Source organism: Rhodococcus sp. P4_F3_2, from assembly GCF_056401335.1.
This window is the reverse complement of sequence record NZ_JBFUJN010000018.1, coordinates 127950-154626: the sequence shown is the minus strand read 5'-3', so window position 1 is coordinate 154626 and position 26677 is coordinate 127950. Positions and strand designations below refer to the sequence as shown.

At 64.2% G+C, this 26677-nt stretch carries 1 protein-coding gene; it reads right to left on the bottom strand.

Features of this window, described 5'->3' with window-relative positions; all coding sequences use genetic code 11:
- Positions 1–97: 97 nt before the first annotated feature.
- Positions 98–26677, bottom strand: coding sequence for a non-ribosomal peptide synthase/polyketide synthase (locus AC1DWA_RS19865; RefSeq protein ID WP_477846613.1), 26580 nt, complete (start codon positions 26675–26677; stop codon positions 98–100).

Sequence of the window (26677 nt, the reverse complement as noted above, 5' to 3'; positions counted from 1 at the left end):
ACGCGTCTGGTTCGCAGTTTCAACGTTTTCCCCTCGTCCGGACCCACCCGGGGTCCATCACCCTGTGTGTTTCACTCATACCCATGTCGAACCTGGTTCAGACACCCCACTGAGCGATAACTTCCCGCAATCGTACAGCTATGGTTGCCGCCGGACCCGGTTCGATCATCTGGTTGTGTTCACAGTCGACTTCGGTGACTCGGATGTCGCCTTGTACAAACCTTCGCCATTCGGCCACGTCGTGTCCGTTCTCCGTAGATCTTCCGGCTACGAAGAACTCGATGGCCCCAAGATGGACAGGCGGTTGGTGCCGATTCGTCAATTCGACGGAGTGGGAGTAACCGCGACTGATCCGCGCTAGATGCTCCGCTTCGATTCCGATTCCGGCGCCCAGGGTCTGCTCCAGCAATTCCGCCGCTTCTTCGAAGGTTTCGACGGTCTCGGATCCCGCCGGCATCGCGAGCCCGGCCAGTAGTTCGGAGACCGAGAGTTCCGCGGGCTGATCGGAATCCGACGACGGATAGCTGTCGAGGATCGACAAAGTCACGTCACGTCCGCTCCGAGTGAGACTGTGCGCCACGGCGTGTGCGATGACGCCGCCGAGCGACCAGCCGGCCAGATGGATCGGGCCGGTCGATGCCACGGCTGCAATGCGATTCGCGTAGTCGTCGGCGAGTTCGGTCAGCGAGTCGAAGCTGGGTCCTCCGCTCAGGGACGGTAGCTGAAGACCGTATACGGGTTGATCCAGCTCGAGGTGCTTGACGAATTCTGCATAACCCCAGGACAATCCGATACCCGGATGGACGAAGAACAGTGGTGCTCGATCGGATCCGGCGCGCAGCGTGATCATCGGGGCGAGCAGATCCGAAGAATCGTCCGGCGAGTGTGCGTCCATTCCGTCGGCCGCACGGGCGACACCGGCCGGTGTCGGATCCAGGAAAAGCGACTGCAACGGCACTCGCATCCCGAGGCGCTTCTCGAGTTCGATGGTTATTCGAGTGGCGACGATCGACGTTCCTCCCAGTTCGAAGAAGTCGTCGTCGACACCGATGTGCTCGTGACCGAGCACTGCCTCGAAGATGTCGACGACCGTTCGTTCGGTGTCATTGGTCGGCGGCGCGTACGGGACTGTACGACGCTCGAAGCTCGGCGTCGGCAGTGCTTTACGGTCCAGCTTGCCGACCGGTGTCACCGGAATTCGGTCGACGACGACAATCGCGCCGGGAACCATGTGCGCAGGCAGGCGAGAAGACAGGTGGCGGCGAAGCTCCCAGTCGTCGACGGTCTGTCCTTCCACAGGCTGGATGTAGGAGGCGATCATCGTCTCCCCCGACGGTGCTTCGTGCCCAAGTGTTGCGGCGAAGTAGACGGATGGGTGTGCCATCAGGACTGAGTCGATTTCGCCCAGCTCGATGCGGAATCCGCGGACCTTGATCTGGAAGTCGCTGCGGCCGAGGTATTCGAGTGTGCTGTCGGAGCGCCAGCGCACCAGGTCGCCTGTGCGGTACATCCGCTGGCCTGGTTCGCCGAACGGATCGGCGACAAATCGGTCGGCGGTGAGGTCGGGACGATTGTGGTACCCGCGGGCGAGTCCGGGGCCGGTCACGTACAGCTCCCCGATGACTCCCACTGGCACGGGCTTGAGGTGCCCGTCGAGGACCAGGCCGGCAAAGCCGATGGCCGGTCGGCCGATGTTGATGTCCTTGCCCGGCCGCATGGGTTCACTGACGCTGGCCTGGATGGTGGATTCGGTAGGTCCGTATCCGTTGAACATGCGGCGGTCTCGGCCCCAGATGTCCACGAGTTCGGGTGGGCAGGCTTCGCCACCGACTGCGAGCACGCGGAGTTCTGGCAGCGCGGAGCTTTCGATAGAGCTGAGCGCGGTCGGCGTGATGAACGCGTGTGAGACGTGTTCGTCGGCAAAGATTTCGGCCAGTTCGGATCCGCCGAAGACCGTGGGTGGGATGACGACCAGGCAGGCTCCGCTGCCGAACGCCATCATGAGTTCGAAGACCGAGGCGTCGAAGCTCGGTGATGCCAAGTGAGAGATACGCGAATAGGGCTGGACGTTGAATCTCTGATGTTCCTCCGCGTTGAGGTTGGACAAACCGAGGTGGGTGACGATGACGCCCTTCGGCTTCCCGGTTGAACCCGAGGTGTAGATCAGGTACGCGGGATGCCCGTGATGCAAGGGGATCGTGCGGTCGAGGTCGGTGATCGCGGCGGCGCTCTGGCCGTCGATCTCGTCGACGGTCTGCGCTTCATCGAGGACCATCCACTCGACCGTGTCGGGAAGTTGACTGCGGTGAGCGTCGTCGGTGATGCCGAGTACGGCCCGCGAATCGTCGAGCATGTGGTTGATGCGATCGTCTGGATAGTTCGGGTCGACCGGCAAGAATGCTGCTCCGGTTTTCGTAACCGCCCAGATGGCGACGATCTCCGCCGTGGACCGCGGCAGACCCAGCGCCACAAAATCTTCGGGTCCGACACCGCGCCGGCACAACGCTCGAGCCAGCTTCGTCGATTCCTCGTCGAGCTCGCGGTAGGTCATCGACCCCTCGCGACTCGTGAGAGCTGGAGCATCCGGGTTCGAGGCGACTGCCTCGGCGAGGATCTCCGGCCACACCTGCACGCGAGTCGCTGCTGCACCGGATGCCGGCACCAGGGCTGCTGTTTCGTCGGCGGCGAGGATGCCGATGTCGGCGATACGTGTTGCGGGTTCGCGTCCGACAGTGTCGAGGATCAGACGCAGGCGGTCGGCAAAGCGCCGAATGGTGGCGGGTTCGAAGAGATCGGTTGCGAAGTCGAACGCAGCGGACATCCCGGCCGGGGCGCCGGACTCGTCGAACTTCTCGTCGACGATCAGTTCGAGATCTTCCTTCGCGTATTCGGTTTCCACGGTGAGGCCTTCGATATCGAGGCCGGGCAAGTGGAAATGCGCTGGCTCGTTGTTCTGAAGTTCGAGGGCGACCTGGAACAACGGTGAGTACGACGTGGATCGGGTCGGATTGATGACGTCCACGAGCCGTTCGAATGGCAGATCCGAGTTCTGGAATGCGGCCAGATCGATTTCCCGGATGTGTTCCACCAGTTCGGCAAACGTGATGTCGGGGTCGACGCCTGTGCGCAGGACCAACGTGTTGACGAACATTCCGACGAGATGGTCGAGCGCTGCCTGACCGCGGCCGGCGATCGGTGTGCCGATGGTGACCTCTTCGGCGCCGGACAGCTTCGACATCAGCACGGCCAGTGCGCCGTGCAGAGCCATGAACATCGTCACTCCGTTTGCCCTGGTGAGGTCAGCGAGGGCGCGGTGGGTGTTGGCGTCGATGTCGAAGGTGAATCGGTCGCCGTGGAAGGTCTGTTGCACGGGCCGCGGGTGGTCGGTGGGCAGTGCGATGACGTCGTCGAGGCCGGCGAGTTGCTCACTCCAGTAGCGCAATTGGCGACTGATGACGGATTCCGGATCGTCTTCCGATCCGAGGACGCGGTGCTGCCACAACGTGAAGTCCGCGTACTGCACTTCGAGTGGCGCCCAAGTGGGTTCGGTTCCTGCCGTGCGCGCCAGGTAGGCCGTCATCACGTCGCGTGCGAGCGGCGCCATCGACGAACCGTCGGCGCAGATGTGATGGACCACGACAAACAGAATGTGAACGGGTTCGTCGGTGTCGAGGCGGAAGAGCGCGACGCGCAGCGGCAGGTCCACCGACACGTCGAAACCGGTCGTGGCGAGTCGTTGCATGCGCTCTGCGAGTTCGTGCTCTCCCAACGTCATTTCACGGACCGGCGGTACGGCCTCGTCGGCGGTGAGCACTTTCTGAATCGGATCGCCGCCGACGGCGGGGAACACCGTCCGCAGGGTTTCGTGCCGCTCGACGACGTCGGCGATCGCCTGTTGCATGGCGGTGACGTCGAGGTCACCGGTGAGGCGAACAGCTAGTGGGATGTTGTACGCGGCTGAGCGTGTGTCGAACTGGTTCAGGAACCACATGCGCTTCTGCGCCAACGAGAGCGGGACGTTACCGTCGCGCTCCATGGGAGTGAGCGGCACAGTGCCGACGGCAGTGACAGCGTCGGAAAGCCGTTCGGCGAGCTGAGCTGTCGTCGGTGCCTCGAAGAGCACGCGCACCCCGACGTCGATGTTCAGTGCGGAGTTGAGCCGCGAGACCACGCGAGTGGCGATCAGCGAGTTGCCGCCGAGTTCGAAGAAGTTGTCGTCGACGCCTACCTGCTCGACGCCGAGTACATCGATGAAGGCGTCGGCGATCCGACGCTCGAGGCTGGTGCCGGGAGCCCGGAATTCCACGCCGGTTCCGGTGAACTCCGGGGTCGGCAACGCTTTTCGATCGAGCTTGCCGACCGCGGTGCGCGGTAGCTCGTCGACGATCATGATGCTGGCCGGAACCATGTGCGAGGGAACACGTCCGGCTAGGTGCGCGGTGATCTCTGCGCCGGTCAGCGTCGACCCTTCCTCGACGGTGAGGTAAGACGCGAGAACGGTTGCGCCGGCCGGTCCATCGACGCCGAGTGTCACGCAGTTCGTGACACTTGCCATTGCAGTGATCTGGGCGTCCACCTCACCGAGTTCGATACGGAATCCGCGAATCTTGACCTGGAAGTCGCTGCGGCCTACGTACTCGATGGTGTGATCGCTTCGCCAGGAGGCGATGTCACCGGTGCGGTACATCCGGTCGCCTGGCTTGCCGAAGGGGTCGGCGACAAATCGCTCGCTGGTCAAGCCGGGACGCCGGTGGTATCCGCGAGCCAGGCCGATGCCGGCGATGTACAGCTCGCCGGGAGCTCCGACGGGCACCGGTTGCAGGCGCGAATCGAGGATCATCTCGTGCACACCGCGGATCGGGCCACCGATCGTGATGGGTGCACCCACTGTCATGGGTTCGCTGATGTCTGCCATGACGGTTGTCTCGGTGGGGCCGTAGGCGTTGACGAATTCCCGCCCGGGTGCCCACAGACCGACGAGGTGCGGTGGCAGGGCCTCTCCCCCGACGACGACGTGCCGGAATTCGTCCAGGCCGGCCGGATCGACGGTGGCGAGTGCCGCCGTGGTGACGAACGCGTGAGTGACGTGTTCGCGGCGGATCAGACTTGCCAGTTCGGCGCCGCCGTAGATGTCGGTCGGGACGATCACCATGGTTGCTCCGACACCGAATGCCTGCAGGTACTCGAAGATGGCTCCGTCGAAGCTGGGGGTGGCGAAGTGCAGGGTCCGAGAGTGGTGATCGGCGTGGAATCGACGTTGCTGATCGAGTGCGAAGCTGTCGAGTCCGGTGTGGGTGACGACAACTCCCTTGGGTCGGCCGGTGGATCCCGAGGTGTAGACCACGTAGGCGGCGTTGTCCATGACCACCGGTGCAAGCCGTTCGTCCTGGGCGATCGGCAGCGTGCAGCTTGTGGCGACGTCGTCGTCGAATGCTTCCTCTCCGAGCACCAACCAGGACACGATGGGTGGCAATGTGTCGATGGCGTCGACGACGGTCAACCCGAACAACACCTCGGAGTCGCTGAGCATGTGTTCGATTCGGTCGGCCGGATAGGTGGGGTCGACGGGGACGAACGCTGCGCCGGTCTTGGCCACTGCCCACACCGCGAGTACTGATTCGACGGATCTTTCGATGCCGATGGCGACCGACGTCTCGGGCCCGGCGCCGCGGCGGATCATGGCTCTGGCCAACTGGTTCGAGCGTCGGTCCAGTTCGATGTAGGTCATGGAACGGCTGCCGGCCGAGAGCGCGATGCGGTCGGGATATGTGGCGGAGACGTCGGCGAGTATTTCCGGGAGCGTACGAGCGGAGCGACCCGGGGATCCGAAGACCGGCGCAAGATCACGGCTCTCGAACTCCGTGAGAACCTGCAGGCGGGCCAGCGGCTGATCCGGTGCCGACGCCAGCTGCTCGAGGACGATGCCCACGCGCTCGGTGATCTTCGCGACTTCGCGGGCGGAGAAGTGCGTCGGCAAGTATTCCATCTTCAGGTTCAGCGTGTCACTTTCCGACGCGACAACGGCAATCGGATAGTGCGCCGAGTCGCGTCCGTCGATGCCGAGGACGTGCATTCCCGCGATGTCGGTTTCGGCGGTCAGGGCTGCCTCGTCGACGGGATACGACTCGAATACCGTCAGGGTGTCGAATGAACCGGCGGCGCCCACTGCTCCCGCGATGTCCGACAGTCCGATGTGGTGGTGGTCGAGTAGTGACGCTTGCTCGGATTGGACGCGAATGGCCAGTTCCGCGAGGGTTTCTCGGGCGTCGAGGCGGATTCGCACGGGCACTGTGTTGATGAACAAGCCGACAATCGATTCCACACCGGACACCTGTGGTGGGCGTCCGGAAACGGTTCCACCGAAGACGACGTCGTCGCGGCCGAGGAGTTCGGCGAGCACGATTCCCCAGGCCACTTGGACCAGGGTTGCCATGGTCAATCCGCGGCTTCGCGCGAACGCCCGAAGGGTCTCGGCTCGTGCGGTCGGCAGCGAGTACGAGTGAATGTCACTGGCAACGGTTTCGGCGGCGGCGGCGCTCGCTTGCGAGAGTTGGGTGGATGAGTCCACTCCTCGTAGCGCTTCCTGCCAGGCTCGCAGAGAAGAGTCGGGGTGCTGCTTCGAGATCCAGGTGAGGTAGTCGCGATACGACTGAACTCTGGGCAGAATCTCGGGGTCGCCGTCGGTTGCGTAGAGAGTGAGCAGGTCTCGAAGTAACAGAGGGGTTGACCAGCCGTCGAGCAGGATGTGGTGGTTCGTCACGACGAAGCGTGCTGTGTCCGGTCCGAATCGTACGAGCATGAACCGGATCAGGGGTGCTGTTTCCATGTCGAAACGCTGAGCGCGATCACGCTCGAGCAGCTGAGCGAACGCGACTTCACTGTCCTCGGTCCCGGACAGGTCGATCTCGGCCCAGCCGATCTCGACACCGGAACGGATTACCTGCAGCGCCCGCCCTCCCGGCGCGGAGACAAATCCCGCGCGCAAGCTCGGATGACGATCAACCAAGGCCTGCGCGGCGCGACGCAGGCGCGGTGCCTCCACTCGACCCCCGAGCTCGAGGGTCAGTTGCACCATGTATGGATCGATTTCCGTTTCGTCGAACTGGGCGTGGAAGAGCATGCCCGACTGCAGCGGTGACAGTGACCAGATATCGGTCAGGTCGGGGAACCTACGCTCGAGCTGTTCGATGCTTTGCTGATCCGCGGTGACGAGATCGAGATCGGTGGGCGTGAGCTCGCGCTCGGAGTGTTCGTCCACGTATTCACTCAACGAGCCGAGTGCTCGGGACCAGAGTTCCGCCAGTTCCGTGACTTCGTCCTCGCTGAGGATGCCACGGGGGAAGGACCACGTAGCGCGCAGAATCGGTCCGTGCGCGGTGTCGGTGGTGACGGCATTGATGTCGAGCACCGACGCGGCGGCAAGATCTCCGCTGTGCGCTTCGTCGAGCGTCACTTCCGAGATCGGCAGCCACGGCACCTCGCCGTGCTCGGGGTCCGAGCCGGCAAAACGTCCGAGGTAGTTGAACGAGATCTCAGGTGTGGGCAACTCCTGTAGTTCTTCGTTCCGGTCGAGGTACTTGAGCATCCCGAACCCGATGCCGTTGTCCGGCAGACCGAGCAGCGTTTCCTTGACGACTTTCACAGCGGAGGCCGCGGTTGATCCCCCGGACAGTGCATCGACGACATTGAGTCCGGTGAGATCGATCCGGACGGGGAACAAGGTGGTGAACCAACCGACTGTGCGCGAGAGGTCTGCGCCAGGCGCTGCGTTCTCCTCGCGCCCGTGTCCCTCGAGATTGACGAGCACTTCCCCGCTGCGCTGTCCGCGCGATCGACGCCAGGCGGTGACGGCAATCGCGAGAGCAGCAAGCAGCCCGTCGTTCACCGAGCCTCCGAAATGTCGTGGCACCGCCGAGATGATGTTCTTGGTCACCGAGGTCGGTACGTCGACGCTGACGCGGTCGACGGTGGCTCCGACGTCGACCGCGGGGTCCAGCCCGCGCGTTCCGAGCATTGGTTCGTCGGTCCGCATCCTCGACCACAGGTCGATCTCGTCGCGTCGATCTGCGGCGGTCTCGGCGAGCGCTGTCGCCCAGCGACGTATCGACGTTCCGCCGGGCGGAAGAATCGGTGTTTCGCCGTCGAACGCCGACGCATATGCCGTGACCAGGCCGGGGATCAGCATTCGCCAGGACACACCGTCGACCGCGAGGTGATGAAGTACCAGGAGCAACCGTCCCGCCTCAGGCCGGTTGCCGTTCGCGCTGACCGGATCCAACCAGACTGCGCTGATCATCTTGCCGTGCTCGGGATCGAGTCGGCTGGATGCGTCCTGCATCGCGGCTTCTGCCGCGCGCAGGAATTCTTCGCCGCCGGTGGACACGATGGGGGTTCGGTGCAAGATGTCGGAGGCTGCGACGGTGCCGGGTTCGCTGATCTCGAGTTGGTGAGTCGCGGCCTCCAGACGTGCCCGCAGTACGTCGTGGCGGTCGAGGATCGTTTGTAGTGCGCGCTCCAGCGCGGGGCCGGACACATCCGCGGGCAGTGCGATCAGCGCACTCTGGCTGTAACTGCGGATCGCGCTCAGGTCACCGCGACTACGTTCGACGAGCCACTCCATGATCGGTGTGAGCGGTAGCGGGCCGGCTCCCCCGCCGGGTAGCTCGGTGAGAACCGTTGCCGTTTCCGATGATTCGATGAGGAGGACCTTGGTGAGGCCGGCCACGGTCTTCGCTTCGAAGACGTCCCGCGGAGTGAAGATGAGGCCTGCGGACTTCGCCCGTGAGACGAGTTGGATCGACATGATCGAATCGCCGCCGAGGCCGAAGAAGGAATCGTCCACTCCGATACCGCCCCGCCCCAGAACCTCTCCGAAGAGGTCCGCGAGGACCGCTTCGGTGGCGGTGGCTGGTGCCCGCGTCGCCTCGGTTGTTCCCGTCACGGTGAAGTCCGGAGCCGGGAGGCTGCGTCGGTCGAGCTTTCCGTTGACCGTCAGTGGAAGCGACTCGAGGACGACGATCGCGGTGGGCACCATGTACTCCGCGAGTTCGGCGGCGACGAAGTCGGTCACCGTCGCTGAATCGACGGTACTGCCTGTTTCGGCGACCACGTACCCGACGATCCGCGGTGACGCTCCCTCTGTGCGAACAAGTGCTACCGAGGCAGCGACGCCGGGGCAGCGGAGCATTGCGGCTTCGATCTCTCCGAGTTCGATGCGGAAACCACGCACCTTCACCTGGAAATCACTGCGGCCCACGTACTCCAACTGCCCCGCGTCGTTCCACCTCGCCAGGTCCCCGCTCCGATACATTCGATCCCCCGAACTACCGAATGGATCGGGAAGGAACCGCACCGAAGTCAATGCGGGTTTCCCGAGGTATCCCCGAGTCACCTGGTCACCGGCGACGTACATTTCGCCGACAACACCTGGTGGCACCAAGTTCAGTCGCCGATCGAGTACGTAGACGGACAATCCTGGTACTGCTCGCCCGATGATGCTCGCCGACGCGTGCTCGCTGTCGTTGCGGTCGAGCGCGATTCGACTGACGTGCACTGTCGTCTCGGTGATCCCGTACATGTTGACCAGCGTCGGCGCCGTGTCGGCCCGCCGGTCGTACCACTTGCGCAATTGCCCGAGATCGAGCGCTTCTCCACCGAAGACGACGTAGCGCAGTGCAAGGTCGGGACCGGTGCCGTTCGGTGAGTACGCACGGTCGGCTTCGGCGAGTTGGTAGAAGGCGGTGGGTGTTTGGTTCAGCACCGTCACTCGCTCACGGCGGAGCAGTTCGTGGAACATGTCCGGCGATCTGGTCGTGTAGTAGTCGACGACGACCAACCGGCCACCGTGCAGCAGCGGCCCCCACAGCTCCCAGACGGAGAAGTCGAATGCGTACGAGTGGAACATCGTCCACACGTCCGTGTTGTCGAACCCGAATGTCGGGGAGGTGTTGTCCATCAGAGTCAGAACGTTTCGGTGGCTGACCTGGACACCTTTGGGGCGCCCTGTGGATCCGGAGGTGTAGATGATGTACGCGATCGCGTCGGGCAGAAGTGGTGTCGTCCGGTCCGCGTCGGTGATGCGATGTGGCGCGGAGTGATCGAGGCGTACCGCGATCTCCGGCGATCCGAGTTCGACGATGTCGATGCCGGATTCGATGATCTCCGAAGGTAGGTCGCTTCGGAAGTCTCCGGTCGTGACCAGGCATACCGGCCGCGCGTCGTCGAAGAGGAATCGCATGCGCTCGGCCGGGTAGGTGATGTCGACCGGCAGATATGCCGCCCCGGTTTTGATGACGGCGACGAGGGCGAGCACGAGATCGGTGGTTCTGGGCATCGCAACGGCAACCACGGATTCCGGACCGATACCGCGGCCGATCAGGAGCCGCGCCAGGCGGTTCGCGCGCCCGTCCAGTTCGGCGTACGTCATGGCGCCGTCGCTGTCGTTGACCGCGGTCGACGACGGATTTGCTGCAACAGCTTCGAAGAATCGGTCCGCGATGTTGTCGGCCGGAGCCGGTTCGGCGTGAGTGTTCCACTCGGTCAGCATCTGTCGACGCTCGCCGGCGCCCACGACGTCGATGTCACCGGTAGGAGTCGACGGCTCTCGGGAGACCGCCTCGAGGAGGGTGAGCAGCCTGCGTGAGAACGATTCGATCAATTTACCGTCGAACAGGTCTGTGGCGTAGATGAATTCGGCGTCGATTCCATCCGTTCCGCCATCCGCGTCGTAACGCTCGGTGACCGAGAGTTGCAGATCGAACTTGGCGACGGGTAGGTCGAACTCGACTCCCGAGACCGACAGCCCTGGCAGTTCGAGTTGCGGTAGCGCGTTGTTACGGAACTCGATGAGGATCTGGAACAACGGAGTGTGCGACGTCGAGCGTTCCGGGGCGAGTGCGTCGACCAACCTTTCGAAGGGCAAGTCGGTGTGTTGGAACGCGCCGAGGTCGCCTTCGCGAACCTGGGCGAGTACGTCCTCGAACGACGCGTCGGGCGTGATCTGTGTCCGCAGCACAAGAGTGTTGACGAACATTCCGACCAGGTGATCGAGTTCGGCCTCTCCGCGTCCGGCGACAGGTGTACCGATGGCGATGTCCTCGGTACCCGCCAGGCGTGCCGCAAGTACCGCCAGTGCTGCGTGCACGACCATGAACATGGTGCTGCCGTGCTCGCGGGCCAGATCGGTCAGCGCCCGATGGGTCTGCGGCGATACCGCGAACCGGTGAACAGAGCCGACCATGGACGGCTTTGCCGGACGTGGGAACGACGTCGGCAGGGCGATCGGCTCGCCCAGTCCCGCGAGTCGGTCCTTCCAGTAATCGAGCTGACGGGTCAGAGCCGAGTCCGGATCTTCCTCGGAGCCGAGCACTTCGTGCTGCCACACAGCGAAGTCGCCGTACTGCACGGCCAGTTCCGACCAGCTCGGCGCACTGCCGGCGCTGCGGGCCGCATATGCCGCTGCCACGTCCGCTGCCAGGGGGTTCATCGAGAACCCGTCGGCGACGATGTGGTGGACGACGATCACGAGTACGTGCCTGCGCTCGTCCCCGTCGACGCGCAGGACCGCGCAGCGGATCGGAACTTCGGCCGAGGCGTCGAAGCCTGCCGAGGCCAGCTCGAGGATTCGATCGGACACTCTGGCAGCAGTGACGATTTCCGGCTCCAGGATCGGCATGACCTCGTCGCTGGACATCACCTGCTGCACCGGCTGTCCGTCGATCGAGGGGAACTTCGTCCGCAAGCTCTCGTGGCGACCCAATACGTCCGCTACCGCGGCCTGCAATGCGGCGAAGTCCAGATCGCCGTCGAGGCGCACTGCCAGGGGAACGTTGTAGGCCGGCGAGGTCACGTCGAACTGGTTGAGGAACCACATCCGCTTCTGTGCCAATGACACGGGCAGTGGATCCGGGCGAGATCGCCGAGTCAACGGTGGTCTGGGGTTCTCGCCGCGGCCGACACTCTCCGCCAGACGTGACAGCTGCCGAACTGTCGGAGACTCGAACAATCCTCGAACGCCGATGTCGGTGCCGAGAAGTGCGTTGACGCGGGCGATGACGCGGGTCGCGGTCAGTGAGTTTCCGCCGATGTCGAAGAAGTGAGTGTCGATACCGATCGGGGACACTCCGAGCACGTCCTCGAAAACGCCCACCACCAGCCGTTCGAGCTCGGTCGCCGGTGCAGCGAGTGTTTCGGGATCGGTGTCGAAGCGAGGCGCCGGAAGAGCAGCCCGATCGACCTTGCCGACGCCGGTCAGTGGTAGCTCGTCGAGCACGACGACGCTCGCTGGCACCATGTGTGCCGGCAGTAGCTCCCGTGCCGCCGCCCGGATGTCCTCGGCGCTCACCGGGCGTTCGTCGTCGCAGACGACATATGCCGCCAAGGCCTGCTCGTCGGAGGGTCCGCGCACCGCCAATGTGACCGCGTACTCCACACCGGGCAGCTGACCCAACGCCGTGTCGACCTCGCCGAGTTCGATACGGAACCCGCGGATCTTGACCTGGAAGTCGCTGCGTCCGAGGTACTCGATGGTGCGGTCACTGCGCCAGCGCACCACGTCTCCGGTGCGGTACATCCGCTCCCCCGGCTCGCCGTACGGGTTGGCGACAAATCGTTCGCTCGTCAGCGGTGAACGCCCGTGATAGCCGCGCGCGAGTCCAACTCCGGCGACATACAGTTCGCCCGGAACTCCGACGGACACCGGTTGAAGTCTGCGATCGAGGACGACCTCGCTGAAGCCGCGGTTCGGCGGCCCGAGATAGACCTTCTCACCGGCTGGGATGGGGTCACTGAGGTTGCAGGAGATGGTGGTTTCGGTGGGTCCGTAGACGTTGACGAACGATCTTCCCGGCGCCCAGGTGCGCACCAGGTCCGCCGAGGGCGCCTCGCCACCGACCGTGATGGTGGTCAGTTCGTCGAGTCCCTCGGGATCCACCGACGTCAGCGCTGCGGGCGTGATGAACGCGTGCGTGACATGTCCCTCTCGGAGAACGTCGGCCAGTTCGGCCCCTCCGTAGACGGTGGTGGGAGCTACGACCAGTTCGCCGCCGACGGCGAAGGCGAGCAGATACTCGAGAACGGAGGCGTCGAAACTCGGCGAGGCGAAATGCAGTGCGCGTGAATTCTCCGTGAGACCGTAGCGATGACGCTGTTCGTCGGCGAAGTTCTCGAGACCGGTGTGCGTGACGACGACACCCTTGGGCCGGCCGGTCGAGCCCGATGTGTAGATGAGGTAGGCAGTGTTCTCCAGCCGCGGGGTTCCCCGGCGCTCGTCTTCGCGTAGCGGTGACGTGGACACTCCGGAGAGCCGAGTGGCGTTCTCCGGGTCGTCGAGTTCGAGCCACTTCGTTGCGCCACCGCCGGCCGGTGCGTGTGCAGCCGTGGTCATTCCGAGCGATGATGCCGAGTCCTCGAGCATGAACGAGATCCGGTCACTCGGGTAGCGAGGATCGATCGGCACGAAGGCGGCGCCGGTCTTGGTGATCGCCCAGACCGCTGCGACGGATTCGAAGGACCGTTCCACACAGATCGCCACCCGTGAGTCCGGGCCCGCGCCTTCCGAGATGAGCACGCGCGCCCACTGATTCGACGCCTCGTCCAGCTCTCGATAGGTCATCTTTCTGTCACCACAGGACAGTGCGACCCGTTCGGGGAATCTGCTCGCGGTGTCCGAAAAGATGCGATCGAGTGTCCTTACCGAGCGGCCTTGCCGGCCGCGCGCGGGAACCAATTGCTGCACTTGCGAATCCGGCATCAAACGCAGTTTCGCCAGCGGAAGATCCGGTTGTGCGGTGATCAGTTCGAGGGTGCGGAGCAGCCGGTCCGCGATCGCGTCGATGTCGTGATCGCCCAGGACTCCCGGGAAATACTCGAATTTGAGCCGCAGTCGCCCGTCTGCCGCAGAGGCAACGATCGCGAGTGGATAGTGCGCGGCATCCTCGGCGTCGTGGACGTCGAGAACGTGCATTCCGGCGATGTCGGTGCCCGAGGAGAGTCCACCGCGGTCAACGGGATACGACTCGAACACAGTCAGCGTGTCGAACGATGCAGCGGCCCCCACTGCCGAAGTGATGTGCGAAAGCCCCACATGATGGTGATCGGACAACCGCGCCTGTTCCGCTTGGACACGAACGCACAGCGCTGCCAGTGACTCTCGCGGGTCAAGGCGAACTCGGACGGGGACAGTGTTGATGAACAAACCCACCATCGACTCGACGCCGGACACCTGGGGTGGTCGGCCGGAGACGGTTCCACCGAAGACGACGTCGTCGCGGCCGAGGAGTTCGGCGAGCACGATTCCCCAAGCCACCTGGATCAAGGAGGCTGTCGTCAGGCCACGGGAGCGGACGAATCCACGCAGAAGTTCCGTCTCACGTTCTCCGAGGGCTGTGGTGGTCGAGCGTGAGGTCGCGCCGTCCTCGTCGACGGCGTGAGTTCCGGTCAGCAGCGTCGGGTCGTCGAGTCCGCGGAGTGCTTCGCCCCAGGCTTCGATCGACTCGCTGTCGTCGCGAGTGCTGATCCAGCTCAGATAGTCCCGGTAGGGGTGCACGCGTGGGATGGCACTGTGATCACTGTCGGTGGCGTAGAGCGTCAGTAGGTCACGGACCAGCAGCGGCATCGACCATCCGTCGAGGAGGATGTGGTGGTTGGTCAGGATCAACCGATACGCGTCGTCTCCGGTTCGCAGAAGCAGGAACCGCAGCAGGGGCGGCGTGGCCATGTCGAAGCCTCGCACCCGATCCGCATGGAGGAGCTCGCGTATCTCGGTTGCCTGTTCGGTGGGGGCCAACGGAGAGATGTCGATCTCGGTCCACGGCACGTCCACGTCGGCGCTGATCACCTGCACCGATCGCCCACCGGTGTCGGTCGTGAACGCCGCGCGCAGGTTCTCATGACGGTCGAGCAACGCCTGTGCGGCGCGGTGCAACCTGGACGCGTCGACGCCGTCGAGTTCGAGTGCGAGTTGGACGGTGTACGCGTCGACTGTGTGTTCGGCGTAGCGGGCGTGGAAGAGCAGTCCGGATTGCAGCGGTGAAAGGGACCAGACGTCGGTCAGTGTCGGGAACTCGCGCTCGAGGTGGTCGATGGACTCCTGGTCCAGTTCGATCAGGTCGATGTCCGACGGTGTGAGTCCCCCGCGTTCGCTGTGTTCGGCGTAGGTGGCCAGAGCGCGCAACGACTGCACCCAGAGTTCGGCGATGGCGCGAGCATCGCGCTCTGCCAGCACGCCGGTGGGATAGGCGATAGTGGCACCGATGTGCGGTGCACCCGAGATTTCGGTGGTGACGACATTGACGTCCAGGACCGAACCCACGGGCATCTCGGACCGAGCTGCCGCTTCCAGATCGACGTCACGGGCCAGTGCCCAATCCCCCAGCAACTCTCCTGCTTCGGTGCCGGAGAAACGACCGAGATAGTTGAAGGAGATCTGCGGTTGGCGGAGATCTTCCAGTTCCGCTCGGCCCACCTCGTCGAGATAACGCAGAACTCCGTACCCGATGCCACTGTCCGGAACTCCCAACAGTTCTTCCTTGACCCGCTTGAGAACCACCGCTGCCTCGGGGCCGCTGCTCATCACGTTCGCGATGTCGATGTCGGCGAGGTCGATTCGCATCGGGAAGACACTGGTGAACCAGCCGACGGTGTGCAGGACGTCCGCACCGGGCACCACGTGAGCCTCGCGTCCGTGACCTTCCATCGAGACGAGCACGTTGTCGGTTCGTATGCCCTGTGCCTGCCTCCACTGCGTCAGTGCCAGCGCGAGAGCAGCAACGAGACCGTCGTTGACGGATCCACCGAAGAGCGCGGGAAGCGTGGTCAGGACTGTGTCGGACAGTTCGACGGGCACGTCGGCGACAACTCGGCCGACCGAATCGAACGTGTCGAGCCGCGGGTCCAGCGGCCGGGTTCCGATCAGGGGGTCGTCACCTTCGAGGATCGAACGCCACCGGGGCAATTCGACTCTTCGATCGGGCGCGATGTCACGGAGCGCATGCGACCAACGACGAACCGACGTGCCCGAATACGACGGCTCCGGCTCCTCGCCGGCGTCGATCCGGTGGAAAGCGGACGCAAGTTCCGGTACGAGCACGCGCCAGGACACGCCGTCCACCGCGAGGTGGTGGATCACCAGGAGCAACCGGCCGGTGTTGCGTACGCCGGACAACCAGACGACCCGCACCATCTCGCCCCGGACGGGGTCGAGTTCTCGACGTGCATCACCCAGGGCGGCGACGATCGCCGCGTCGAACACGGCGGTGCCCGGCTCGGCCTCGACCTCGACTACCCGGCAGATGTCCTCGGCTGCAACAGATCCCGGATCGCCGACTATGAGCCCGCGCTCGCCGTCGAGTTCGAGGCGCGCGCGAAGGATGTCGTGACGATCGAGAACGACTTGAAGCGCTGCGGTCAACTGCTCCACACTGCGAAGCCCGTGCGGCGCATTGAGAAGGGTCGCTTGGGAGAACGAATCGAGCCCCTGGAGATCGGAGCCGAGCCGGTCGAGCCACCACTGTGCCACCGGCAACAACGGCACGTGGCCGACGCCGCCTCCGGGAAGTTCCTCGAGCACCTCGGGTTCGTCGTCCTTGGTCGATGCCAGCAAAACCGCAAGACCGGCGACCGATTTCACCTCGAAGACGTCACGCGGGGTGAACACGAGCCCGGCGTCGCGGGCACGGGCGACGAGCTGAATCGACATGATCGAATCGCCGCCCATCGAGAAGAACGAGTCGTCGACGCCCACCGATTCGACACCGAGGACATCGACGAACAAGGCGGCCAGCGTGCGCTCGGTATCGGACTCGGCAGCCCGCGAGCGTGCCTGGGTTGCTCGCAGGTCGGGAACCGGCAGGGCTCGGCGGTCGAGCTTTCCGTTGGCAGTCATCGGCAGTTCGTCGAGCACGACCACCGCCGCAGGAACCATGTACGGGGCCAGAGCCGAACCCGCGAACGCGATGACGGCCTCGGGATCCACAGTCTGAGCATCGTTGGCGGGCACGACGTATCCGACGATTCGCGCGGCGCCTCCGTCACGTTCGAGCGTGGTCACCACGGAATGCGCGACCCCGGGATAGCGAGCCAGAACTGCTTCGATCTCGCCGAGTTCGATGCGGAACCCACGAATCTTGACCTGGAAATCACCTCGGCCCTGGTACTCGAGTTCGCCGTTCTTGTTCCACCTGGCGAGGTCGCCGGTGCGGTACATCCGTGTGCCCGCACTGCCCGCGGGATTGGGCACGAAACGTTCGGCGGTGGTGCCGGCGCGGTTGCGGTAACCGCGGGCGAGTCCGTCGCCACTGACGTACAGCTCCCCCGTCACTCCGACCGGGACGCGGTGCAGGCGATTGTCGAGGACCCAGGCAGTGATGCCTGTCGACGGGCGGCCGATCGTCACTCGATCGGCCGGGGCCATCGGCTCGGTGATGCTGGCGACGACCGTCGATTCGGTCGGTCCGTAGGCATTGATCATGATCCGGTGATCACTGACCCAGGCGGCGACGAGATCGGGCGGGCAGACGTCGCCACCGGTTCCGATGCAGACCAGCTCGTTCAGTTCGCTCGGATCGACCGTGGCCAGAGCGGCCGGGGTGATGAAGGCGTGCGTGACGTGCTGATCGGCGATCAGGCTCGTCAGTTCGGTTCCGCCGATGATGCTCGGTGGAGCGATGACCATCGTGGCCCCGGCACCAACGGCCATCAGGAGTTCGAGAATCGAGGCGTCGAAGCTCGGTGAGCTGAAATGCAGCGTGCGCGACGTCGATTCCACCCCGAATCGACTACGTTCCTGTTCGGCGAGTGCCGAAAGTCCACGGTGAGTGACCATGACACCTTTGGGGACGCCGGTGGAACCGGAGGTGTAGATGACATAGGCGGGATTGTCCAGAGACACCGTCCCCGACAGTTCCGAGGCCTCCAGCCGCTGATCTCCGAACTGTGCGAGGGTTGCCAGTGTCTCGGCCTGATCGAGCAGAACTGCGTCTGCCTCGTCGGGGACGACACCCACATGCTCGGCGGTGGTGAGGACGACGCCCGCTCCCGAGTCGTTGATCATGTGATGTACGCGGTCGACGGGGTACGCCGGGTCGACGGGTACGAATGCGGCGCCGGTCCGAGCAACCGCCCAGATCGCGACCACGGATTCCAGCGAGCGTGGCAATGCCAGGGCGACAACGGATTCCGGACCTGCCCCGCGTCCGATCAACAGTCGTGCAAGCCGATTGGCGCGGCGGTCCAGATCGGAGTACGTCAGATGTCGGTCGCCGAAAATCAGTGCAGTTCTCTGCGGTTCGTCGACGTACTTCCGCTCGAGCAACGTCGAGAAGTGAACCTGGTCGGGAAGTTCCGGTGCAGACACGACGCTGATCGTGTCGGTGTCGACCACGAGATCGATGTCGCCGACCGGAGTGTGCGGTGATTCGGTCACCGCACCGAGGATCCGAACAAGATATCGAGCGAAGCCTTCGACCGTCGACTCGTCGAACAGGGCGCTCGCGTAGGTGAACCCGGCCTCGATTCCCGCCGGCCGGCCGTCGTCGTCGAATGTCTCGGCAAGCGTGAGTTGCAGATCGAAATTCGAAACGGCGGATTCGAGTTCGAGGACCTCGACCTCGAGGTCCGTCAGACGAACTGCTGGTCGACTGGTGTTCTTGAACTCCAGCATCACCTGGAACAACGGGGAATGCGAAGTCGACCGCTCCGGAGCCAGTGCATCGACGACGCGCTCGAAGGGGACGTCTGCGTGAGCGAAGGCGTCGAGGTCGGTGCTGCGAACTCTGGCCAACAGATCGGTGAACGAGGCTGCGGGGTCGACATCGGCGCGCAGGACCAACGTTCCGACGAACATACCGACCATCGGATCCAGGAGGGCATTTCCGCGTCCGGCGATCGGCGAGCCGATCGTGATGTCTTCCATGCCGGACAATCTGGCCACGAGCACCGCGTACGCGGCGTGTATCGCCATGAACATACTGCTTCGGTGTTCGATCGCGGTTTCGCTCAGACGACGATGGATGCCGGCATCGATGTCGAATCGAACGACGCCGCCCGAGAGATCCTGTACACGCGGCCTCGGACGATCTGCGGGGAGCGCGAGAAGCTCGGGCACACTTGCCAGCTGACGTGTCCAGTACTCGAGCTGGCCGGCGAGGGTGCTCTCCGCTTCGTCTATCCGTCCGAGAGCCCTTTCCTGCCAGATCGCGAAGTCCGCGTACTGGACCGGGAGAGGAGACCAGTCGGGTGCCTCACCTCGATGCCGTGCCGAGTACGCGCTCATCACGTCGAACGCCAACGGTGCCATCGAGAATCCGTCGGCGCAGATGTGATGGACGACCACAGCCAGGACGTGATCTTCTGCGTCGACCTCGATCAGTTCCGCCCTGATCGGTGGAGCCTGCGTCACGTCGAAGCCCCTCGAGGTGACGCGTTCGATCTCCCCGAGTACCGCTTCGGTGCTCGCGCCGACAATCGGTAGCGACCCCAACGCTTCACCGGGTTCCACGATTACCTGCGCCGGCACTCCCTCGATCATGGGAAACAGCGTGCGCAGCGATTCGTGGCGATCGAGCACATCGGTGATCGCGCCTTCCAAGGCCGCAACGTCCAACCGGCCTCTCAGCCTGATCGCTATGGCCACGTTGTACGCCGCGGAGGTGACGTCGAATTGATTGACGAACCACATGCGCTTCTGGGCCAGCGACAGCGGAATCGACTGCGGCCGCGGCAACGCCTCGAGCGGAAGAACGGCTGCTCCCCCTCGCGCCGTGGCGCACTCGACCGCCAACTGCGCAACGGTCGGCGCGTCGAACAACTCTCTGATCGACAGGTTCAACGAGAGTGAATCGTTCACGCGCGCCACGGCTCGGGCAGCGACGAGACTGTTTCCGCCGATCTCGAAGAAGTTGTCGTGAACACCGACTGCCCCGGATTCCAGAAGCTCCTCGAAGATCGCCGCCAACTGTGCTTCGAGCGGTGTTCTCGGCGCCAGATACGTCTGCGAACTGTCGAAGCTGGGCGCGGGCAGAGCTTTCCGATCGAGCTTGCCGGTCGAGCCGAGCGGAAACACGTCGAGGGCGATGACCACTGCGGGAACCATGTAGGCGGGAAGGAGACCTCTCAACTCGGCGCGCATGCCGTCCGTGTCGATCGAGGTGCCGGTCTCGGCGATGACGTAGCCGACCAAGCTGTCACCGACCACGTCGTCGTGATGGACGAGAGCAGCAGCTTGCGTGACACCGGGCAGCCTGAGCAACGCTGCTTCGACCTCGGCGAGCTCGATGCGCTGGCCGCGGATCTTGACCTGGAAATCGCGTCGACCGACGTAGTCGAGCAGCCCGTCGGCGCGCCACCGGACGACATCACCGGTTCGGTACATCCGGGTGCCAGCCGGGCCGTACGGATCGGCCACGAATCTGTCGGCGGTGAGATCGCTGCGCCCGAGGTATCCACGCGCCAGTTGCACTCCCGCCAGGTACAGCTCGCCGTGAACGCCGACCGGAACGGGATGCAGCCGCCCGTCGAGGACATAGAGCTGGGTGTTCCACACAGGAGCACCGATGGGAACGGTGACGGTCATGTCTGGGGTGAATTCGGCGGCGCTCACGTCGACGGCAGCCTCCGTGGGTCCGTACAGGTTGAACAATCCTGCAGAACTCAGACGGGTGAACGCCTCCGCGGTGGTGGGAGCGAGAGCTTCACCGCTGCAGAACACCTGACGCAGGCTTGCGCACTGCCCGGCAGTCGCGACCGCGACGAATTCCGCGAGCATCGACGGAACGAAGTGCGCCGTCGTGACGCCTTTTTCGGCCATCAACGCCGACAGGTACCCGGGATCACGGTGCCCCTCCGGTTCCGCGATCACCAACTGCGCACCAGTCTGCAGGGGCCAGAACAGTTCCCACACCGAGACGTCGAAGGTCACCGGAGTCTTGTGCAGCACCACGTCCGACGCGTGAAGTGGGTACGCGTCTTGCATCCACAGAAGGCGATTGACGATCGAACGGTGTGATACTGCAACGCCTTTCGGCCGACCGGTCGATCCGGACGTGAAGATCACGTATGCAGCATTGTCCGGGAGGAGGGGTCGGATCCGATCAGCGTCGGTGATCGGCACCGTCGTGGACACGGGACGATCGAGATCGACGTCGACGATCGGGACTCGCGCGGGAAGTGCGCCGTGGTCCTGGGGCCGGCTCAGCACACAGATCGGTGCGGCGATGTCGAAGACGTACGCGATACGTTCGGCCGGATGGTCGGGGTCCACCGGGACATACGCTGCGCCGGCACGGATCACGGCGTGGACCGCGACGAGTAGTTCGGGTGACCGGCGAATCGACACCGCGACGCGCATGTCCGGGCCGACACCGTGGGCGATGAGGGTTCTGGCAAGTTCACTGACCCTCGCGTCGAACTCCGCATACGTCAGTGTCCGCTCGCCGTAGATGAGCGCGGCCCCCTCGGGCGTCCGGGCTGCCTGCTCCGCCACCAGGTCGGAGAGGGTGGTGATCGGTACGGCGTGTTCGGTGGCATTCCAGCGCTCGAGGACCAGTTCCGCCTCGCCCACAGCTGTGAGATCGACGTCGCCGACGATTGATTCGGGGTCGGCCGCTACCGCGTCGAGGAGCATCGTGAAGCGATCAGCGAGGCCCGACATGGTGTCCGAGTCGAAAAGTTGGCTGGCATAGTTCAACTGGCCGTCGAGATGGTCGCCGCGGTCGGTGAGAATGACCTGAAGATCGAACTTCGCTGCACCCGTGGACAGTTCGTCAACAGTGACGTCGAGCTCGGGCAAGGTGACCTCGGCGGGAGCAGCGCCTTGCATCACCAACATGACCTGGAACAGCGGTGCCTGGCGCTCTGCGAGGGATTCGACGAGTACGTCGTACGGCACTTCGGTGTGCTGCAAGGCCGCCACGTCGACGTCCCGGACGCGGGTGAGAACTTCACCGAAGGTGAGTCCCCCGTCGAGAACCGTCCTCAGCACCACCGTGTTGACGAACATTCCGACGACGTCGTCGAGGGCGCGCTCGCTACGCCCGGCCACCGGGGTGCCGATCGTGATGTCGTTCGCTCCACATTCTCGACTGAGCAGGACGGCCAGCGCGGCGTGGATCACCATGAACACGCTGACGTCGCATCGCGCCGCGATCTCGCCGACCCGGCGGTACGTCGCGGAGTCGATCCGGAAATCGAGATCTCCACCGCGCAGCGAGACACCTGCAGGCCGCGGGTGATCCATCGGCAGTTCCGCGAGCTCACCGCGTTCGGCGAGCGTGTGCGACCAGAACCGCAACTGCTCGGCGAGAATCGAATCCGGGTCGGACGCTTCGCCGAGCGCTCCTCGTTGCCATTCGCTGAAATCGCCGTACTGCACTTCGAGCGGCAACCACGCCGGTACACGCCCGCTCGCCCTCGACGCGTAAGCGACCATCACGTCACGAGCCAGCGGCGCCATCGACAGGCCGTCCGCTGCAATGTGGTGAACGACGAGGACCAGCGTGTGCTCGCGTTCGTTCACCTCGAGCAGAGTGGCGCGGATCGGCACCGATTCGCTGACGTCGAATCCCGTTCGTGCCAGTTCGCTCGCCCGCGCTGCGGCCGCTGCGGCAGGCACCGTTTCCACCTCGAGATGATCGAACATCTCGTCCACACCGAGAACGTGCTGGACCGGACCACGGGCGCTCTCGGGGAAAACGGTCCGCAAGACCTCGTGCCGAACGATCACGTCCCGCAGTGCAGTGAACAGTGCGTCGACGTCGAGATCGCCGGTCATCGAAACCGCGATCGGAATGTTGTACGCCGGCGAACTCGGATCGAGTTGATTGGTCAGCCACATACGTTGCTGAGCCAGAGATACCGGTATCCGGTCAGGGCGATCGATACGCGTCAGTGCTGGGGCGCGCGTGTTCCGCGAGTCCGCGAGGTCTGCGCGAGCAGCCAGAGCGGAGACGGTCGGCGCCTCGAAGAGGTCGAGAACGCTCAGCGTCGTCCCGAGTGCTCCGTTGACCCTCGACACGACTCGGGTCGCGATCAGCGAGTCACCGCCGAGGTCGAAGAAACTGTCGTCTGCTCCCGCCCTGGTGATGCCGAGCAGATCGCAGAACACCGCAGAAATTCGCTTCTCGGTCGAGGTCTCGGGGGCACGGTATTCGGCCGTGCCGCCAGCCGAATCGATGTCCGGTAATGCTTTCCTGTCGATCTTTCCGGCGGGAGTCAGTGGAATGGAATCGAGTACGACGATCCGCGACGGAACCATGTGCGCTGCCAACGAGGATCCGGCGTGGGCGATCAATTCGGAGTTGTCGATGTGCGTGCCCTCAGCCGCCGTGACGTACGCCGCCAACAGTGTTTCCCCACTCGGGCCCGAAACTCCGGCGGTGACGGCCTGCGCGACGCTCGGATGGCGGCGCAGTACGTCGTCGATCTCGCCGAGTTCGACGCGGAAACCGCGGATCTTGATCTGGAAGTCGCTCCGTCCGAGGTACTCCAGCTCACCCGCGCCGTTCCACCGCGCGAGGTCACCCGTGCGGTACATGCGCTCTCCCGCAACGCCGTTGGGGTCGGCGACGAATCGTTCGGCCGTGATCGTGGCTCGCGCGTGGTATCCACGCGCCAAACCGATACCGCTCACATAGAGTTCGCCGGCGACACCGATCGGCACCGGTTGAAGCCGCGAATCCAGGAGGACGGCCGCGGCGCCGCGCATCGGCTTTCCGATCGTGACGGGAACATCGCTGCTCAGCGGTCCGGTCAGGGTGGCGACGACGGTGGTTTCGGTCGGTCCGTACGCGTTGAACATCGAGCGTCCGTGTGACCACTGATCTACCAGCGCGGGCGAGCAGGCGTCGCCGCCGGTCACGACCACTCGTAGATCCGGTAGGCCGGCGGGATCAACAGTTGCCAGCGCGGCCGGGGTGACGAAAGCGTGTGTCACCCGGCCGACGCGCATCACCTGGGCCAGTTCGTCGCCGCCGTACACGGTGGGCGGCGCTATCACCATCGTCGCCGCGCCGCCGAAGGCAAGGAGAAGTTCGAGTACCGAAGCGTCGAAGCTCGGCGACGAGAAATGCAGGGTGCGGTCGCCTGGTTCGACTCCGAACCTGATTCGTTCTTCGTCGGCGAAGCTGCTCAGCCCGCGGTGACTGACCACGACGCCTTTGGGGACGCCGGTAGATCCCGAGGTGTAGATCAGGTAAGCCGGGTCGTCGTAGCGAACGCGTGAGCGACGTTCGCCATCGTCGAGCGGTGCGTCCGAGCGGTACGCGTTCGGTTCGTCGGTGCTGAATTCGTCCAGAAGCAGCCAGTCCACCGAATCGGCGAGCCCGGCATGGTGCTCCCCCACGCTGATTCCGACAACAGCTCCCGAATCGGTGAGCATGTGCCGAATACGATCCTCGGGGTAGTGCGGATCGATCGGAAGGAAGGCGCCGCCGGTCTTGGCCACTGCCCACGTCGCGGTCACCGATTCGATCGACCTCGACAGTGCAAGGGCGACGTAGGTGCCTGGGCCGACTCCCCTGTTGATCAGTTCGCGGGCGAGTGTGTTCGACTCGGCGTCGAGTTCCCGGTAGCTCACCTCACGATCACCGAAAACGAGCGCTGGGGCATCGGGGTTCACAGCCGCGGCCCGGCGGAGGATATCGGGCAGGGTCAACGGCGCGGACGCGGTCGCTCCCTGTGCCGGCACCAGGGACTCACGCTCGAACTCGTCGAGAAGATCGAGATCTCCGACCGGCGTTCGCGGGGCTGCCGCTGCGCCCGCAAGGATCCGCACCAGTCGCGAGAGGAAGGCTCGGGCCGTGGATTCGGCGTAGTGCTGCGTGGAGTACGCCACCTCGAGGGCGCCGGTATCCGCGTGGACGTCGATCGCCACATCGAGGCCGGCAATCGTGGTCTCCTGCGAGCCGTCGTTGAGATGGACGTGCAACTCGGGCAGCTCGGGGATACCTGCCGCCGATCGAACCAACAACGTGTCGCGTTCTCGAGCAAGAAAACTCACGAACTCGTCGAACGGCGCCGCCGGATCGACCTCGCAGCGCAGCGGCGAAGTCCCCCACTCGGTCCTCGTTCCGATCAACACGTCACGGCGCTCGGTCGATCTCGACAACAATGCCGCAAATGCCGCGTGGACAACGGCAAAGAGTGAGACATCTTCCGTACGTGCAAGTTCGGCGACCGCGGGATCGAGCGGGAAGCTGAGCCGATTCGTAGTGGTCGGCTCCGATTCTGCGTCGATTCGCTCGAGCCCCAGCGCCGAACCCTCGTCGGAGTCCCCCAGATATCCAGCCCAGAACCTTTCGGTTTCCCTCCGCTGCGCACTGCGTGCCCCGGCCTCGGCGCTTGCCGGATGAATCCGGTTCATCGGCGTACCGGCCGGTGCTGCTGTCAGTTCTGCGACCAACTCGGTGAACGCCCGGTGGTGTTCAACCAGTTCGTCGTGACCGTAGCGATTGGGGTTGCCACGAAAGTCGATCAACGTCTGAGCTGGGTCGCCACTCTGGTACACGTTGACCAGGAGATCCTCGACGGGCCCCGACGTGACGATGTGAAACTCGCCGGTCAGTGATCCCAGTGTTATCTCCTGCCGGAAGAGCATCACATTCATCATCGGACCGGACAGTCGTGCATCGCCGACCGCCAAGCCCGCATCGCGCCTGATGTCTTCGAGACTGCATCGCTGATGACGAAGCGCGCCGAGGAGTTCGAGTTGGACCCGCCCGACCAGATCGTCCACGCTTTCGTCGGGGTCGACGTGGATGTGAAGGGGCGCGACGTTGACCAGCATTCCGCCGGAGCGTTGCAGCGGTGCCGTGGTCCTCGCCGAGACCGGCAGATTTATCAGAACGTCGTCGTAGCCGGTGTTGCGAGACAAATAGCACGCCAGTGCCGAAATCAGCACCGCCGCCGCAGTGGCACCGGAACGCGAATTCCACTCGTCCAAGGCAGCAAGGCTGTTCGCCGACATCGCGGCACTGACGAGTTCGCTACGCGCAGTCGGAGGTCCCTCACGCGTCGCCAACGTAGAACCGTGCTCGACGCCGGACACTCGCTGGGCCCAGTATTCGCGGTCGGCCTCGAACCGACTCGATTCGCGGTACTTCTGATCGAGTTCGGACAGCGTCGTGACGTCGAGCGCCTTGTTTACCGCAGGCTCCCGGCCCTCGACTGCTGCGGTGTAGATCGCGGCAATTCGATTCACTATCGTCATTCCGCTGTATCCGTCGAGAGCAACGTGGTGAATCCTGGTGTACCACAAGTAGTCTCGATCACCAGTTTGGAGAATTGTCATCTCGACGAGACGATCACGCGTCAAGTCGAGCGTCGTCGCGTAATCGTTGTCCATCCACTCCGACGCAGCCTGCCGAGGGTTCTCACGCTCGCGGAAGTCGAAGTAGTCGATACCCGGATCGATCGTGAAGTCCACGATCTGGCACGGCTCACCATCGGGGTACATCAACCGCAGAAATGGCGACTCGAACTCGTGGGCCGCCTCCACTGCAGCGCGGCTGAGCAGTTGCATGTCCAGGTCGCCGTGGAACTCGATGTACTGCGCAATGAAATACGGCACCGTCGGGTGAAGTTGCTGCGCAAACCACATACTGCGCTGCACCGCTGACAGGGGAAACGCCCCTGCCGGCAGGCTTCGCGATCCGGTCAGCGGATCGATCCTCTTGTCGGTATCCAT

Bases quoted from the DNA above. Each gene is read 5' to 3' on its own strand.
- AC1DWA_RS19865 (WP_477846613.1), bottom strand. From the start codon at position 26,677: ATGGATACCGACAAGAGGATCGATCCGCTGACCGGATCGCGAAGCCTG.